The 15475-nt window shown below is 72.4% G+C and carries 17 protein-coding genes; 4 read left to right on the plus strand and 13 right to left on the minus strand.

Annotated features, from left to right (window positions below; all coding sequences use genetic code 11):
• Positions 1 to 4: 4 nt before the first annotated feature.
• From AB0H64_RS09055 to AB0H64_RS09095, 9 genes are all read right to left on the minus strand, one after another.
• The gene (locus tag AB0H64_RS09055; protein ID WP_357621904.1) at positions 5 to 997 is read right to left on the minus strand and encodes an LCP family protein; all 993 of its coding nucleotides are present in this window, start codon (positions 995 to 997) and stop codon (positions 5 to 7) included.
• Positions 998 to 999: 2 nt separating this feature from the next.
• Entirely contained in the window at positions 1000 to 1584 is a 585-nt protein-coding gene (locus AB0H64_RS09060) for an RNA polymerase sigma factor (RefSeq protein ID WP_357621907.1), read from the minus strand.
• A 79-nt stretch (positions 1585 to 1663) separates the two neighbouring features.
• The gene (locus AB0H64_RS09065) at positions 1664 to 2458 is read right to left on the minus strand and encodes an SDR family NAD(P)-dependent oxidoreductase (protein ID WP_357621909.1); all 795 of its coding nucleotides are present in this window, start codon (positions 2456 to 2458) and stop codon (positions 1664 to 1666) included.
• 100 nt (positions 2459 to 2558) lie between these two features.
• The gene (locus tag AB0H64_RS09070; protein ID WP_357622175.1) at positions 2559 to 3437 is read right to left on the minus strand and encodes a lysophospholipid acyltransferase family protein; all 879 of its coding nucleotides are present in this window, start codon (positions 3435 to 3437) and stop codon (positions 2559 to 2561) included.
• Positions 3438 to 3463: 26 nt separating this feature from the next.
• Complete coding sequence (locus tag AB0H64_RS09075; protein ID WP_357621912.1) at positions 3464 to 4459, minus strand: NAD-dependent epimerase/dehydratase family protein; 996 nt, start codon at positions 4457 to 4459, stop codon at positions 3464 to 3466.
• A gap of 24 nt (positions 4460 to 4483) precedes the next feature.
• Positions 4484 to 4582 carry an AURKAIP1/COX24 domain-containing protein gene (locus AB0H64_RS09080; RefSeq protein WP_018654693.1) on the minus strand — a complete coding sequence of 33 codons (99 nt, stop codon included), beginning with the start codon at positions 4580 to 4582 and terminating at the stop codon, positions 4484 to 4486.
• A 185-nt stretch (positions 4583 to 4767) separates the two neighbouring features.
• Positions 4768 to 4974 (minus strand): helix-turn-helix domain-containing protein, encoded by a 207-nt coding sequence (locus tag AB0H64_RS09085; RefSeq protein WP_310707275.1) that lies wholly within the window; start codon positions 4972 to 4974, stop codon positions 4768 to 4770.
• Between the two features lie 311 nt (positions 4975 to 5285).
• Positions 5286 to 6068 carry a phosphatase gene (locus tag AB0H64_RS09090; protein WP_357621915.1) on the minus strand — a complete coding sequence of 261 codons (783 nt, stop codon included), beginning with the start codon at positions 6066 to 6068 and terminating at the stop codon, positions 5286 to 5288.
• 25 nt (positions 6069 to 6093) lie between these two features.
• The gene (locus AB0H64_RS09095) at positions 6094 to 7257 is read right to left on the minus strand and encodes an acetoin utilization protein AcuC (RefSeq protein WP_357621918.1); all 1164 of its coding nucleotides are present in this window, start codon (positions 7255 to 7257) and stop codon (positions 6094 to 6096) included.
• Between the two features lie 146 nt (positions 7258 to 7403).
• Here AB0H64_RS09095 and AB0H64_RS09100 point away from each other — a divergent pair, with 146 nt between their 5' ends.
• From AB0H64_RS09100 to AB0H64_RS09115, 4 genes are all read left to right on the plus strand, one after another.
• The gene (locus AB0H64_RS09100; protein WP_357621920.1) at positions 7404 to 8561 is read left to right on the plus strand and encodes a histidine kinase; all 1158 of its coding nucleotides are present in this window, start codon (positions 7404 to 7406) and stop codon (positions 8559 to 8561) included.
• Positions 8558 to 9217: a response regulator transcription factor gene (locus AB0H64_RS09105; RefSeq protein WP_357621923.1), complete on the plus strand. Its 660-nt coding sequence runs from the start codon at positions 8558 to 8560 to the stop codon at positions 9215 to 9217. The genes AB0H64_RS09100 and AB0H64_RS09105 overlap by 4 nt, the downstream gene beginning before the upstream one ends.
• Positions 9218 to 9297: 80 nt before the next feature.
• Entirely contained in the window at positions 9298 to 10188 is an 891-nt protein-coding gene (locus AB0H64_RS09110; protein ID WP_357621925.1) for an ABC transporter ATP-binding protein, read from the plus strand.
• Positions 10185 to 10925 (plus strand): ABC transporter permease subunit, encoded by a 741-nt coding sequence (locus AB0H64_RS09115; protein ID WP_357621928.1) that lies wholly within the window; start codon positions 10185 to 10187, stop codon positions 10923 to 10925. Before AB0H64_RS09110 ends, AB0H64_RS09115 begins: the two co-directional genes overlap by 4 nt.
• Positions 10926 to 11009: 84 nt before the next feature.
• Here AB0H64_RS09115 and AB0H64_RS09120 read toward each other — a convergent pair whose 3' ends face one another.
• From AB0H64_RS09120 to proC, 4 genes are all read right to left on the minus strand, one after another.
• Positions 11010 to 12194, minus strand: coding sequence for an ABC transporter permease (locus tag AB0H64_RS09120; protein WP_357621931.1), 1185 nt, complete (start codon positions 12192 to 12194; stop codon positions 11010 to 11012).
• A complete protein-coding gene (locus tag AB0H64_RS09125; protein ID WP_357621934.1) occupies positions 12181 to 12903 on the minus strand; it encodes an ABC transporter ATP-binding protein in 723 nt (240 codons plus the stop codon). Before AB0H64_RS09125 ends, AB0H64_RS09120 begins: the two co-directional genes overlap by 14 nt.
• A gap of 109 nt (positions 12904 to 13012) precedes the next feature.
• Positions 13013 to 14380 (minus strand): HlyD family efflux transporter periplasmic adaptor subunit, encoded by a 1368-nt coding sequence (locus tag AB0H64_RS09130; protein WP_357621937.1) that lies wholly within the window; start codon positions 14378 to 14380, stop codon positions 13013 to 13015.
• A gap of 259 nt (positions 14381 to 14639) precedes the next feature.
• Entirely contained in the window at positions 14640 to 15434 is a 795-nt protein-coding gene (gene proC / locus AB0H64_RS09135; protein ID WP_357621939.1) for a pyrroline-5-carboxylate reductase, read from the minus strand.
• Between the last annotated feature and the right edge of the window lie 41 nt (positions 15435 to 15475).

The raw sequence follows: 15475 nt of genomic DNA on the forward strand, positions 1-15475 counted from the left end.
ACGGCTACCTGAGCGTCTCGAAGAGCTGATTCGCCTCCGGCTGCTTCCAGACGATCCGGTTGGGGTCCTTCGGGTCGGGCTGCCAGGGCACGGTGACGAGCGTCGGCCGGCTCTTCTCCACGCTGCTCGCGATGCCCACCATGGTCTCCAGGTCCAGCCCCTCGTCCGTCTTGACCGACTTGGTGGCGGCGGCCAGGAAGGCGCGGACCTTCGCGGGATCGTCGAGCGTCTTGCGGGCCTTGGCCAGCATGGCGGTCACCAGAACCTGCTGGCGCTTGATCCGCTGGAGGTCGGAGCCGTCGCCGTAGCGGCGCAGCCTGGCGTAGGCCAGGGCCTGCTCGCCGTTCACGATGCTCTTCCCGGCGGGCAGCTTCAACTTGGACGCCTTGTCGTCCACCGGCTCCCGCAGGGTGACCTCGACGCCGCCGAGGGCGTCCACGACGTCCTTGAACGCGTCGAAGTCCACCTCGGCCATGTGGTCGATCCGCACCTTCGTCAGCGTCTCGACGGTCTCGACCACGCACGTCAGCCCGCCGGTGCTGAAGGCGGAGTTGATCATGTCTCGGCGGGCCGGCCGGTCCCCGCACGCCGGGATCCGGACCATGGAGTCCCTCGGGAAGCTGACCCCGATGATCTTCTTCCGGTCGGCGGGCAGATGCAGCAGGATCATCGTGTCGGTGCGCGACCCCTTCTGCGCCTGGAACCGCTCGGAGCCGGCCTTGCCGTCGGTGCCGACGAGCAGCACGTTCAGCGCGCCGGTCACCTTCGCCGGCCGGGCGCCTGCCGGCGGGGGCACGGTCTGGTGGCCGCGGAGCACCAGCGTGGGCACGGCGACCGCGGCGGCCGTGGCGACCGCGGCCAGCCCGGTCAGGAGCAGGCTGATCCGCCGGCGGCGCGGTCGGGCCTGGGTCAGGCGGTTGCGCTGCCGCGCCAGCGTCGCGGGCGGCTCGTGCTCCAGCGCCGCGCCGAGGTCGCGGAGCAGCTTCATGTCGTCCATCGTCACGCCTCCTCGTCGAGCAGCGGGTTCGTGTCGCCCAGCGCGGCGCGTACCTTCCGCCTCCCCCTGTTGAGGCGGGAGCGCACGGTGCCGATCGGGATGCCGAGAGCCTGCGCGGTCTCCTCGTACGAGAGATCGCCCCAGGCGATGAGCAGCAGCACGTCGCGGTCCTTCGCGGGCAGCGCCGCCAGCGCTCTGACCAGGTCGGGCCGCGACGCCCGCGCGGTGACGCCGGCCGCGACCCGGTCGGCGGGCGAGTCCACCCGGTCCTCGACGGGCGCCCGCAGCAGGGCCCGGTATCGGGCCGCCTCGCTGCGGTGGTGACGGGAGATCAGCTTGGTCAGAATGCCGAAGAGCCACGGCCTGGCGTCGGCGTAGGCCAGGTCGTAGCTCTTCCTGCGGGAGAAGGCGACCAGGAACGTCTCGCCGACGAGGTCCTCGGCCGGCTCGGGGCCGAGGCGCTTGGAGACGTACCGGTAGAGCATGGCGGAGTAGCGGTCGAACAGCTCGGCGAACGCCTCCGGCTGGGTCCAGGAGGCGCTGACGAGGTCGGCGTCAGGCCCCCTGGTGGCGGGTTGGGTGATCATCTCCGCCCTTCTGCGGGGAAGTAGGTCGCAGATGTCTCGCCACAACCCGCCTTCCGGGTTCACGACGCCGGGAGCCGGGTCACAGCTCCTTGAGGAAGCCGCCGTCGACCGCGAGCTCGGCGCCCGTCGTGCTGCCGGAACGCGGGGACACCAGCAGCGCCACCGCGTCGGCGATCTCCTGCGGGTGGACCAGGCGACCGGTGACCATCCTCATCATCTGGGGGGCCACCGTGGAGATGACGCTCTCCTTGTCGGCGCCGGCCATCCCGGCGATGACGTCGGCCGCGCCGCCCTCCTTGGTCCACCAGTCGGTGAGCACGGCGCCGGGCAGCACCGTGTTGACCCGGATGCCCTGCGGGCCGTACTCCTCGGACAGGGCCTTGCCCACGTGGTCGAGCGCCGACTTGGCGGCGCCGTAGTCGACGTTCATCGCCGACGGCTGCTTGCCCATGGTGGAGGAGACGTTGACGATCGCCCCGCCGCCGCGCTCCAGCATGACCGGCACGGCCGCACGGATCATCCGGACCACGGCGAACAGGTTGAACTCGAACATCTCCCGCCAGGCGGCGTCGTCGGGCGCCAGGAAGCCGACGCGCGGCAGCGTGACGCCGGGCGGCGGGCCGCCGGCGTTGTTGACGAGGATGTCCACGCCGCCGAACTCCTCGACGGCGGCGGCCACGACCCGGGCGGGCGCCTGCGGGTCCATCAGGTCGGCGGCCACGTGGACCACCTTGTCGGGCAGGTCTCCGGTACGGGTCCGGGAGACGGCCACGACGTGGGCGCCCTCCTCGTGCAGGGTGCGGGCGATGGCCAGGCCGATGCCCTTGGACGCGCCGGTGACGACGGCCACGCGGCCGGAAAGCTGGAGGTCCACAGGTGTTCCCTCGAAGTCGGTGTCACTTACGACTGGAGAACACCGGCCCGGCGCCGTCGGTTGCGGGCTCGATCGGTTGCCGGCTCGATCGGTCGCCGGCTCAGAGGAACGGCGGGAACGCGTGGCCGCGGCGCAGCCTCAGCTCGGTGAGCATCTGCTGGATGACCTCGCGCACGTGGTCGGTCAGCTCGAAGACCACCATGGGGTCGTCGGCGGCCGACGGCTCGTACTCGTCGGTGCGGATCGGCTCGCCGAACTCGATCATCCACTTCGACGGCAGCGGCACCAGCCCGAGCGGCCCCAGCAGCGGGAAGAACGGCGTGATCGGCAGGTAGGGCAGCCCGAGCAGCCGCGCCAGCGTCGGCAGGTCGCCGATCTTCGGGTAGATCTCCTCGGCCCCCACGATGGCGGTGGGCACGATCGGCACGCCCGCCCGGATCGCGGAGGCCACGAAGCCGCCCCTGCCGAACCGCTGCAGCTTGTAGCGGTCGGAGTAGGGCTTGCCCACGCCCTTGAACCCCTCGGGGAACACCCCGACGAGCTCGCCCTTGCGCAGCAGCCGGTCGGCGTCCTCGGGGCAGGCCAGGGTGTGGCCGGTCTTGCGCGACAGGTGCCCGAGCACGGGCAGCTGGTAAACCAGGTCGGCGCCGAGCAGGCGCAGCGGCCGGTTCGCCTCGTCGTGCAGCGCCACCTGCATCATGAGCGCGTCGAGCGGCAGCGTGCCGGAGTGGTTGGCGGCGACGAGCGCCCCGCCCTCGGCGGGCACATTCTTCAGCTCGACGGTCTCGACCCGGAACCAGTGGCGGTACAGGGGCCTGATCAGCTCCAGCATCACCTTGTCGGTGAGCTCGGGGTCGTAGCCGAACTCGTCCACCTCGTACTCGCCGGTGATCCGACGGCGCAGGAAGGCCAGCGCCTGCGCGAGCGGATCGGCCCGTTCTGACTGGTCGTAGGAGGGAGCCGAGGTGATCGGGATCACCCGCGCGTCCTCGTCGTCCGAAACGCTCACCCGCGGACACCTCCGAGCGGGCGAAGCCCTCGCGACCGCAGGTAGTCGTCGAACGCCGCGCCGGTCGTGAACTTGGGCTTCCAGCCGAGCTCCGCCTCCAGCCGGGAGCAGTCGACCACGCGGCCGTGGCTCATCAGGCGCACCTGCTCGGGCGAGTAGTCGACCAGCCCGGCCCGGCGGGCCGCGTCGCCCAGCATGCGGAAGGCCGGCGCCAGCAGCGGCATCGACGCCCGGCCCGCGCGGCGCGCGCACTGCGACAGCAGCAGCACGCCCGCCCCGGCCACGTTGAACGTGCCGGGGTGGTCCTCCGTCGCCATCCGGCGCAGCACCTCGACCGCGTCGTCCTCGTGGACGAACTGCAGCCGCGGGTCGAAGCCGAACACCGTCGGCAGCACCGGCTGGGTGAAGTAGCGGGTCAGCGGCGAGTCGACGCCCGGACCCATGAAGTTGGCGAAACGCAGCAGCGACACCGTGATGTCGGGGCGACGGCGCGCGAAACCGCGCACGTAGCCCTCGACCTCGGCGGCGTCCTTGGCGTAGCCGTGGACCGGGCCGTCGTGGGGTTCCAGGTCCTCGGTGAACACCGCGGGATCCCGGGGCGACGACCCGTAGACGGCCGTGGTGGAGCGCACCACGACACGCCGCACGGTGGCGGACCGCTGGCACGCGCCGAGCAGTTGCATGGCGCCGATGACGTTGTGCTCCTTCATCAGCGCCCGGCCGGTGGTGCGCGAGGGAGCGCTCACCAGGCTCATGTGCACGACGGTGTCGATGTCAGCGGCCGCGATCACCTGGGCGATGTCGGGGCTGCGCAGATCCACCCGGACGAACTCCGTCCGGCCGAGGGAGATGCCGCCGTCCCGCGTGAGGGAGGGGGGCGGCACGGTGTCGACTCCGATGACACGGCTGATGTCCGGGTCTGCCGCCAGGACGCTCGCCACCCGGGCGCCGATATGGCGCGAGACCCCGGTGACGAGCACGGTGTGGGTCATCAGCGCCTCGCAGCTGCGTGTGTCTTACTTCTTGTTACGCCGCTGGATGCGCGTCTTCTTGAGCAGCTTGCGGTGCTTCTTCTTGGCCATCCGCTTGCGGCGCTTCTTGATCACAGAGCCCACGGGACCCCCAGTGCTGGTAGCAAGTCTGAACGATGTGCGAGCGCACACCGGCTCATACACTACCGGCGATCCACGGTAGATCGCCCCAAGGGGGGTAGAAGCCCGGCCGCGTGGCGCCGGCCAGGCCTCTCCCGCGTCGGCATTCGCGGTGTGATCACGGCGTGCCCCACACCGCTACTCCAGCATCAGCCTGCCTCGATGTAGGCCTCCCGCAGATAGTCGTGGACCGCCTGCTCGGGCACTCTGAAGGACCGGCCTACTCGGATGGCCGGCAGCTCGCCGGAGTGCACCAGGCGGTACACGGTCATCTTGGACACCCGCATGACCGTGGCCACTTCTGCCACAGTCAGGAACTTCACCTCGCTGAGAGGTCTTTCGCTGCCTGCACCCATCGGACGCCTCTTCCGCACGTGTTTCCGGGTTATCCCCACTGGTGCCATTGCTCACGCACGTGTACTGCTGTCAGCGTAAGTCGCGACTCCGAGTCGGCAAACCCCCTAGTTTCTCAGTTCACGGAGCCGCATGTCAGCCAGACCAGCGAAATCGCTGGCCAGCACCGTTGCCGAGCGCCTCGCCTGGACCTTGGAACCGTCCAACTTGCCACTCATAGAGTCGCCCAGTGTGTGCCAAAAGTTGGCAAAGGGACAGCGAGCCTCTTGGAATGCAGGCGCGAAAAGACCGTATCGGAAGGGCCGAATCGAACTCAGAGGGCTCGTGAGACCAGAGTGACGAGCCGCTCGGTCAGCGGCGCGTAATAGCGCGGTAGCACGTTGTCATCGAGTGGGACCACCACGTCGATCTTGCCCTCGGCCTCGCCGACGAACAGGCCGGGGTCGTTGCTGTCGGCGAAGGCCACCGTGGGCACCCCCGCCTGACCGGCGGCGCCGGCCCAGCCGTGGTCGGCGATGACGAGGTCCGGCGGGTTGTCGCCGAGCTCGGCGAGCATCCACTCCATCGGGGCCGCGTCGTGGGTGTGGACGAAGCCGCCCTTGTCGTCGAGCATCGCCACGTCGTCGAGGTAGCGCAGCCGGCGCGGCCGGCCGAAGCCCGACCCGGAGTACGTCCAGCCCTCGGCGGGCGTCAGCAGCGTCGCGCCACGCTCGGCGGCGAAGCGGGCCAGCGGCAGGTGGACGGCCAGCAGGCCCGTGGGGTGGCCGGTGGCGAACAGCAGCCGCGGGCTCCCGTGCGACAGCGCCGTCGCGATGCGCTCGGCCATGGCGTCGAGCGCGTCGATCGTGAGGTCGGGGTCGATCGTGTCCTGCCCCCAGCGGTGGCCCGGGTCGGCGACCACGCCCGCGGACTTGGCCATCAGCTCCAGGACGTCCCTGAACGCCCAGGGCTGGTCACTGGTCAGACCCAGCAGGTAGTACGGGTCGCCGTTGGCCAGCGAGCTGTAGTGGTCGAGGTTGTTCTCGCGGGGGGTCGCGACATCGCCGGCGATGCGGGTGCGCACCAGATGCTCGCGGAGTTCGTCGCGGCTCAGCACTGCTCTTCCTCGTCAGGACAGGGGCTCAGGGCATGGGATCGAGGCCGTGCAGGGGGAAGACCGCTTTGCGGGTCGCCATGATCGCACGGTCGATGGGGTCTCCTGGGTCATAACCACCAGATATGGGGCTAAATTCCGGATTGCGACCGTCTGTCATGGTAAGCGGCGGAGTCTCCCCCGTGCGCTCCCGGGCCAGGCGCCGCCACTGCTCGCCGGTCGGCGTGGCGGGGTCGATCGGGTGCCCCGCCGCCTCGGCGATCAGGTGCGTCCACGCCCGCGGCACCACCTGGACCAGCTCGTATCCGCCGCCGCCGGTGACGATCCACCGGCCGCCCGCCGTCTCGTGGGCCAGGCGGTGCAGCGCGGCGTAGGCGGTGCGCTGCCCGTCGACGCTGAGCATGAGGTTGGCCAGCGGGTCGAGGGCGTGGCTGTCGCAGCCGTGCTGGGTGACGAGGACCTCCGGCCGGAACTCGCGCAGCAGCGGCGGCACGACCGCGTCGAACGCCCGCAGCCAGCCCGTGTCGCCGCAGCCCGCCGGGAGCGCCACGTTGACCGCCGTGCCCTCGGCGCCGGTCTCCTCGGCGAAGCCGGTGCCGGGGAAGAGGGTGTGCGGGCTCTCGTGCAGGCTGATCGTCAGCACGCGAGGGTCGTCGTAGAAGGCCGCCTGGACGCCGTCGCCGTGGTGGACGTCGACGTCCACGTACGCGACGCGGGTGGCGCCCTGCCTCAGCAGCCAGGCGATGGCCAGCGCCGGGTCGTTGTAGACGCAGAAGCCGCTGGCCGTGGCGGCCATCGCGTGGTGCAGGCCGCCGGCCACGTTGACCGCGTGCTCCGCCGTGCCCTCCCAGACCGCGCGGGCGGCCGCCAGCGAGGCGCCGGCGATGAGCGCGGACGCCTCGTGGACGCCCGCGAAGGCGGGGTTGTCGGCCGTGCCCAGCCCTGCCGACAGGTCGGGCGCGCCGGTGGCCGACACCCGCTTGACCGCCTGGATGTAGCCGCGGTCGTGGACCATGGCCAGCTCGTCGTCACCGGCGGGCTCGCACCCGGCCACCTCCACCTTGTCGAGCACGCCGAGCTCGCGGGCCAGCGCCATCGTCAGCTCGATCCGGACGGGCGCGAGCGGATGGCTCGGACCGAAGTTGTATGTGGTGAGAGCGTCGTCCCAGATGACCCGTACTGTCCGACTCATAGCTCTCCCGTTTCCTCGCCTTGGGGCGACGTTACCGCAGCGTCAACGGGTGCCGCCCACGCGGTGGCATCCGTTGATCAAGGTGCAACACAGCCGCCCGGACACGAGTCCGCATACCCATGCATAAGCCCCAATAAGGTCGGGTCATGGCTCTCCCCCGGCCGGCGGTCCGGCGCGTCGCGGCCGTGTGGCGCTTCCTCAGGCGGCCGCCCGTCCTCGACGCCGCACTGGTGCTCGCGCTCGTCGCCGCGGCCTGTCTAGGCCTGGTCGCGGTGGTCCTGCAGGGTGATCGCGACGCGGCCGCGGGCGCCGCCCACTTCATGGTCACCACGGTCCCCCTCCTCGTGCGGCGCCGCCACCCGGTCGCCGCCACCGCCCTGGTCGCCGTGCTCGACCTGACGGGTCTGGCGACCGGCGTCATCGAGGGCGCCAGCGCGTCCACGGTGATCGCCCTGTACAGCGTCGGCCGCTACACCGGGGGCAGGCCGGCCGTCCTCGTCACCACCGCGGCCACGATCGTCTACAACGTCGCCGTCGCGATCGCCGTGGACGGGCCGAGCGCCGTGCTGCCCACCGCTTTCCTGTTCTTCGCGCCCATGGGAGTGGGGCAGTTCGTCCGCGTCCGCGCCCAGCTGAGGGAGCGCGACCAGACGGAGGCGGCGGAGGCCGCGGTCCGCGCCGAGCGCCGGCGCATCGCCCGCGAGCTGCACGACGTCGTCGCCCACCACCTCAGCGTCATCAACGCCCTGGTCGGCGGCGCCCGCGCGACGCTCCCGCCGGGCCACGACGTCACCCGCGACGCCCTGTCGAGCGCCGAGGGCACCGCCCGGCAGGCGCTCGCCGAGATGCGCCAGCTCCTGTACGTCCTGCGGGCCGGCGACGGCGACGGCTCCGACGCCGCCACGGGCGTCGGAGCTGACCGCCTGCCCGCGCTGGTCGATGAGGCCCGCACCGCCGGGCTGCCCGCCGAGCTCACCGTGACCGGCACGGCCGTGCCCCTCCCGGCGGCCGTGGACCACGCCGTCTACCGCATCGTCCAGGAGGCGCTGACCAACACCCGCAAGCACGCGCCGGGCGCGCGGGCCCGGGTGCTGCTCGCGTACGAGCCGGACGCGGTAGAGGTGGAGGCCCTCGACGACGGCGCGGCCGGCGCGCAGACGGACAGGCCGCCCGGGTTCGGGCTCGGCGGCATGGCCGAGCGCGTGGCGCTGTGCGGCGGCGAGTTGCGCGCGGGCCACCGGCCGGAGGGCGGCTTCCGGGTGCACGCGCGCATCCCCCTGGAGATCCCCCTGGAGCAGGAATGATCACGGTGTTGCTGGCGGACGACCACGCGCTGGTGCGCAAGGGCTTCCGGCTCATGCTCGACGCCCAGCCGGACATGACCGTCGTCGGCGAGGCGGCCCACGGCGAGGAGGCGGTCGAGCGGAGCAGGCGGCTCCGCCCCGACGTGGTGCTGATGGACCTGCACATGCCGGGCCTCGACGGGGTGCGCGCCACCGAGCTCATCACGGCCGAGCTGCCCGGCGTGCGGGTGCTGGCGCTCAGCACGTTCGACCTCGACGAGAACGTGGTGGCCGCGCTGCGGGCCGGCGCCAACGGGTTCCTGCCCAAGGACGTCTCACCGGAGGAGCTGGTGGAGGGCGTGCGCGTGGTCCACCGGGGCGAGTCGGCCGTGGCGCCGAGACTGCTGACCCGCCTCATCGGCACGTTCGTCCGGGCCGCGCGCCCCCGCCGCCCGGACCGGCGCTCCACCCTGACCGGGCTGACCGAGCGGGAGCGCGAGATCCTCGTACTGATCGGCCGGGGCCGCTCCAACGGCGAGATCGCCGCCGAGCTGGGCGTCTCCCCCTCGACCGTGAAGAACCACGTGACGAGCCTGTTCGGCAAGCTCGGCGTCAGGGACCGGGCCCAGGCGGTGATCGCGGCCTACGAGTCAGGGGTGATCACCCCAGGAGAGTAGGACCGCGCTCCCAGAGGCCCCGCCCGCGAACGGTCCTCCGGCAGGAGGTCCGCGCGCCGCCGCGCGGCCACGCTGGACACATGACCGCGATAAGCGCGACGAACCTGACCAAGAGCTACGGCCGGACCGCCGCCGTGGCCGGCCTCTCCTTCGACGTCAGACCCGGCCACGTGACCGGCTTCCTCGGGCCGAACGGCGCCGGCAAGTCCACGACCATGCGCATGATCCTCGGCCTCGACCGCCCCACCGGCGGCTCGGTGCTCGTGGACGGCACGCCGTACCGGGAGCTGCGGCACCCGCTGCGCAAGGTGGGCGCGCTGCTCGACGCCAAGGCCGTGCACGGCGGACGCAGCGCGCGCGACCACCTGCTGGCCATCGCACAGGCCAACGCCATCCCCGCGAGCAGGGTCGGTGAGGTGCTGGAGACCGTCGGCCTGCGCGAGGTCGCCAGGAGGCGCGTCGGCGGCTTCTCCCTCGGCATGTCGCAGCGGCTCGGCATCGCCGCCGCGCTCCTCGGCGACCCCGAGATCCTCGTCTTCGACGAGCCGGTCAACGGGCTCGACCCCGACGGCATCCTGTGGATCCGCACGCTCATGCGCGACCTGGCCGCCGAGGGGCGCACGGTGTTCGTCTCCAGCCACCTCATGAGCGAGATGGCGCAGACCGCCGACCACCTCGTCGTGATCGGCAGGGGCCGGCTGATCGCCGACACGAGCATGACGGAGTTCATCGGCCGCAGCTCCCAGGCGTACGTGCGGGTGCGCTCGCCGCGCCTGGCCGAGGTGGCCGAGCTGGTCAAGGTCGGCAGCCTGTACGCCGACCACCTGCGCGTGACGGCGATGTCGCCGCTGGAGATCGGAGCCCTCACCGCACGCGCCGGTCTGCCGCTGGAGGAGCTGACCCACGTGCAGCCCTCGCTGGAGGCGGCGTACATGGAGCTCACCAAGGACAGCCTGGAGTACTCGTCATGATCGACATCATCCGCTCCGAATGGACCAAGATCCGGTCGGTCCGCTCGACGGTGTGGACCCTGGTGGTCACCGCCGTACTGCTGCTGGGCCTGTCCGCTCTGATCAGCGCCTCGACCAGGAACACGGCCGGCGGACCGATCCCGGGCGAGCAGGCGATCGGGCTGAGCCTGTCCGGCATCATGCTGGCGTCGCTGTCCATGGCCGCCCTGGGTGTGCTGGTGATCTCCAGCGAGTACCGCACCGGGGCCATCCGCACCTCGCTCATGGCCGTGCCCAGGCGCATCAGCCTGCTGACCGGCAAGATCACGACGTTCGCCGCGATCTCGCTGGTCGTCTGCACGGTCGCGTCGGCCGGCGCGATCGGGGTCGGCCTGGCGATCTGCCGGCCGCCGTCGATCGAGATGGGCGAAGTGGCGCGGGCGGCGCTCGGGTCCGGTCTCTACCTGACCGCCTGCGGATTGTTCGGGCTGGGACTGGGCACGCTGATCAGGCACACGCCGGGCGCGATCGTATCCGCCATCGCGCTGATCATGGTGCTGCCCACGTTGGCGACTCAGCTTCCGGGCGGGTGGGGCCGGACCGTGGCCGAATACTTCACCACGAACGCCGGCTTGCTGGTCGTGTCCGGCAAGGGCACCGGCTCCCTGAGCGCGTGGAGCGGGTTCGCCGTCTACCTCGGCTGGATCGGCGTCACGCTGACCGTCGCGGCCGTCCTGATGCACCGCCGCGACGCCTGACCGCCGGACGGCCCGCTCGGCCTCAGGCGCCTACTCGGCGCGCTCGGCCTCAGGCGCCTACTCGGCGCGCTCGGCCTCAGGCGCCTACTCGGCGCGGAGGGCGACCACGGGGTCCAGCCGCCCCGCCCTCCGCGCCGGCGCCACGCCGAAGAACACCCCCACCACGGCCGACACCCCGAACGCCAGCGCGATCGACCACCAGGTGATCGAGGCCGGCACCTCCGTGAACGACCTGATCGCCACCGCCCCGCCCACGCCCAGCACGATGCCGATGACCCCGCCGATCGTGGTCAGCAGCACCGCCTCGATGAGGAACTGGGCCAGCACGTCGCGGTGCCGGGCCCCGAGCGCCTTGCGCAGCCCGATCTCCTTGGTCCGCTCCCGCACGCTGACCAGCATGATGTTGGACACGCCGACCCCGCCCACCAGCAGCGAGACCCCGGCGATCGCCGCCAGGACGCCGGTCAGCATGCCGAGCACGCTGCCGATCGTGCCGAGGAGCTGGGTCTGGGTGACGGCGGAGAACTTCTCCCCCGGATACCGCTCGGTCAGCGCGGCCACCACCCTGCTCTGCAGCGGCTCGATCTCGTCCGGCCCCGAGGCGCCGACGGCCAGCCCGTTGACCCGGTCGACGCCCAGCATGCGCTGCGCCGTCGTCACCGGCACGTGCACCTCCTGGTCGCGGGAGAGCCCGAACGTCTGCCCGATCTCGGTGTACACGCCGACCACCCGGAACCGGGCCCCGGCGATCGAGACCTGCCGCCCCACCGGGTCCACGTCGCCGAACATCCGCGCCGCCACCTCGGAGCCGAGCACGGCCACCCTGCGCCGCGTGTCCACGTCGGTCTCACTGAGGTGGCGGCCCCTGGACAGGGGCCGCTGGAAGACGTTCGTGAGGTTCTGGTCGGTGCCGACGATCGTGACGAACGCCTCCGTACGGCCCACCCGCACGGTCTCCCCCGACTGGAGCGACACCGTCACCTTGGCCGGGTCACCGACCACCCGCCGCACGTAGGCCACGTCGGCCAGGCTCAGCCTGCTCTGCGTCGGGGCGGCGCCCACGGTGAGCTGGCCGGGCACCACCAGGATGATGTTGGTGCCGAGGCCGGAGATCTGCTTCTCCACCGCGTCCTTCGCGCCCGTGCCGACCGAGACGAGGATGACGACGGCGAGCACGCCGATGATGACGCCCAGCATGGTCAGGGCGCTGCGCAGCCGGTTGACCCGCAGCGCCTCCAGCGCCATGACGAACGCCTCACTCCCCCTCACGGCTCCCCCTCTCCGGGTCGCCGCCGGCGCCGGTGTCCAGCTCGATGCGCCCGTCGCGTACGTGGATCTGGCGGCGGGCGTGCGCGGCGACCTCCTGCTCGTGGGTGACCAGCACCACGGCGACCCCACGCTCGGCGTTGAGCCGGTCCAGGATGGCCATGACCTCGGTGCCGTTGCGGGTGTCGAGGTTGCCGGTGGGCTCGTCGGCCAGCAGCACCTTGGGCTCGCCGACCAGCGCCCGGGCGATGGCCACCCGCTGCTGCTCGCCGCCGGACATCTGCGACGGCCGGTGGCCCATCCGGTGGCCGAGGCCGACCGACTCCAGCGCCGACCTGGCCCGCTCCCGCCGCTCGGCCCGGCCGACGCCCCGGTAGACCAGGGGCAGCGCGACGTTGTCGATCGCCGTGGTCCTGGCCAGCAGATGGAAGGACTGGAAGACGAAGCCGATGGTCTGGTTGCGCAGCTCCGCCAGTTGCGTGTCCGACAAGCCGGACATCTCCACCCCGTTGATGCGGAGCACGCCGGAAGTGGGCCGGTCGAGGCAGCCGAGCAGGTGCATGAGCGTCGACTTGCCGGACCCCGACGGGCCGACGATGGCCGCGAACTCCCCCTGCCCGATCCGCAGCGACACGCCCCGCAGGGCCTCGACGGACACGCCGTCGAGGTCGTAACGGCGGGTGAGGTCCACGGCCTCGATGGCGGCCGTCATGTCGCGCCCGCGAACATCACGGGAACCATGCCCTCGCCGGGGGCCATGCGCTGCACAGTGGCGGGAGCCAAGCGCTGCACAGTGGCGGGAGCCATGTGTTTCACGGGGATCATGGCAGGCGCCGGCCCGGCCGTACGGAGTCGGCGCCCTTCACGACGACCCGCTCGCCCACCGACAGTCCGCTGAGCACCTCCACGGCCGCCTCTCCCTGGGCGCCGAGCTTGACCACGCGGCGCTCCGCGACGCCGCCACGGACCGCCCAGACGACGCTCTCGCGCCCGCTGGAGACGATCGCGGACGCCGGGACCGAGACGGCCGACGGCGACTCGCGCACCGTCAGCCGCGCCACGGCGCTCATGCCGGGCTTGGGAGTGGGGGCCTCGGCCCCGTCGTCGAACGTCCCGGGACCGAGCGCGAGCTGCACCGGGTAGCTGACGCCGCCCGTCGTGCCCTCCTTGGGCGTGACGCCGACGCCGGTGACGCGGCCGGTGTAGCCGGCGCCCGGGACGGCGTCGAGCTCGACCGTGGCCTTGGTGCCCCTCTTGACGAGCAGGACGTCGGTCTCGTCGATGTCGGCGGACAGGGTCAGCTTCGACACGTCGGTGACGGTGACGATCGAGTCGCCGGCCGACACGGGCACGCCGGTCGCCACGGGCGCCCCGCCGCCGCCCGAGCCCGTGGACGGCAGCGACGGGAGCTGCCGGCCGCCGCCGGGAATCTGGCTGAGCAGCCCGTCCAGCCCGCCGGAGCCGCCGCCGCCAGAGGCCCGGCCCAGCGTCACGACCCCGGCGAACGGCGCCCTGACGGTGAGCGAGGCCACCGTGGACTCGGCGGCCCTGACCGCGGCCCTGGCCTGGGAGCGTGAGGCCGCCTGGAGGGACGCCATGGAGCCGGCCAGCCCGCTGAACCCGCTCGTGACGCCCGACATCACGCTGTTGATCGAGCGGTTGAGCTGCGCGGTGATCGAGGCCAGGGCCCGGGTCTGCGCCCGGTGCTGCGCCTCGGCCAGGTCGATGGCGCCGAGAAGCTGCTTGCGGGCCTGGGCGTCGCGTACCTTGCGCGCCTCCTTGCGGGCCCTGGCGAAGTGCTTGCCGATCGTGGCGTCGAACGCGCCGGTGTCGAGCGAGGCGAGGCGCACCCGGGGGCTCGCCAGGCGGGGGGCGGCGGGAGAGGCGAGCTTGGCGGCCTGGCGGGCCTGCTTGAGCTGCTCCTCCGCCTGTGGGGAGCTGATGCGGGCGAGCAGCTCGCCCTTGCGGACGTGGTCGCCCTCGCGTACGTACAGCTTGGCGACCGTGCCCTGGGCGGGGGCGCGCAGTGTGGCAGTGGCACGCGCGCCGACGGTGGCGGGGGCCTCGACGACCTCCGTGACCGGGGCGCGGGCCACGGCGGCGAGCTCGACGCCCGGGGGCTGCTCCGAGGTGCAACCGGCCAGCGCGAGAAGGACGAGCAGCGGGGGGATACCGCGACGGATCGTCACCGATCCATCGTAGGGACAGGGGTTGCCGGGTCACCGCCGCCCTCCCGGCATCACCCCACCACCGGCACGGACCTGCACCCCTGCCCCACGACAGGCCGGACCGGGTCCGCAAGGGTCCGCGACTGGACGGCAGGCACCGGGCCCGGTCGGCCGGTGCGCGGAGGCCTGGTCGGCCGGTGCGCGGAGGCCTGGTCGGCCGCTGGGTGCGCGGCGGCCGGGCCCGCGGCGGTGTCAGCCGGGGACCCGGGTCGCGGGGGTGTCAGCCGGAGGCCAGCTCGCGGCCGCGGTCGCGGGCGGCCTCGATGGCGGCCAGGAACGCGGCCCGCACGCTGTGCCGTTCGAGCTCGGCAATCGCGGCGATGGTGGTGCCGCCCGGCGAGGTCACGGCCTCGCGCAGGATCACCGGGTGCTCGCCGGAGTCACGCAGCATCACGGCCGCGCCCACGATGGACTGGGTCACCATGTCGAGCGCGGCGGCCCGCGGCATGCCGAGCAGGATGCCCGCGTCGACCATGGCCTCGACCAGGTAGAAGAAGTAGGCGGGCCCGGAGCCCGACAGGGCGGTCGCGGCGTCCTGCTGCGCCTCGGGGATGCGCAGCACCTTGCCGACCGGCTTGAGCAGGTCCTCGGTGTGCCGCAGGTGCTCCTCGCCCGCGTGGGCACCGGCCGAGATGACGCTCATCGCCTCATCGAAGCGGATCGGCGTGTTGGACATGACGCGCACCACCGGCACCTCGACGCCGAGCCGCTGCTCGACGAACGCGGTGGTGATGCCGGCCGCCGCGGTGATCACCAGCCGGTCGGCCGGGACGTAGGGGGCGATCTCGGCCAGCAGTGTGGCCATGTCCTGCGGCTTGACGGCCAAGACGAGCGTCTCGGCGACCTTGGCCGCCTCGGAGTTGGACAGCGTCCGCACGCCGTACGTCTCGCGCAGCACGCGCGCCCGCTCGGGCCTGCGCGTGGTGGCCACGATGTCGTCCGGCTGGCGCCCCGCCCGCAACAGCCCGGACAGCAGGGCCTCGCCCATCTTGCCGGTGCCCAGAATCGCGATCACGTCGCACCTCCCGCCAGCAGCCTACCGGGCGCCCCACGCCC

This window comes from Nonomuraea sp. NPDC050733 (genome assembly GCF_040654215.1).
Taxonomy (GTDB): domain Bacteria; phylum Actinomycetota; class Actinomycetes; order Streptosporangiales; family Streptosporangiaceae; genus Nonomuraea.

Coding starts and splice junctions, on each gene's coding strand:
- AB0H64_RS09055 (WP_357621904.1), bottom strand. CDS start 997: ATGGACGACATGAAGCTGCTCCGCGACCTCGGCGCGGCGCTGGAGCAC.
- AB0H64_RS09060 (WP_357621907.1), bottom strand. CDS start 1,584: ATGATCACCCAACCCGCCACCAGGGGGCCTGACGCCGACCTCGTCAGC.
- AB0H64_RS09075 (WP_357621912.1), bottom strand. CDS start 4,459: ATGACCCACACCGTGCTCGTCACCGGGGTCTCGCGCCATATCGGCGCC.
- AB0H64_RS09085 (WP_310707275.1), bottom strand. CDS start 4,974: ATGGGTGCAGGCAGCGAAAGACCTCTCAGCGAGGTGAAGTTCCTGACT.
- AB0H64_RS09095 (WP_357621918.1), bottom strand. CDS start 7,257: ATGAGTCGGACAGTACGGGTCATCTGGGACGACGCTCTCACCACATAC.
- AB0H64_RS09100 (WP_357621920.1), top strand. CDS start 7,404: ATGGCTCTCCCCCGGCCGGCGGTCCGGCGCGTCGCGGCCGTGTGGCGC.
- AB0H64_RS09105 (WP_357621923.1), top strand. CDS start 8,558: ATGATCACGGTGTTGCTGGCGGACGACCACGCGCTGGTGCGCAAGGGC.
- AB0H64_RS09110 (WP_357621925.1), top strand. CDS start 9,298: ATGACCGCGATAAGCGCGACGAACCTGACCAAGAGCTACGGCCGGACC.
- AB0H64_RS09115 (WP_357621928.1), top strand. CDS start 10,185: ATGATCGACATCATCCGCTCCGAATGGACCAAGATCCGGTCGGTCCGC.
- AB0H64_RS09125 (WP_357621934.1), bottom strand. CDS start 12,903: ATGACGGCCGCCATCGAGGCCGTGGACCTCACCCGCCGTTACGACCTC.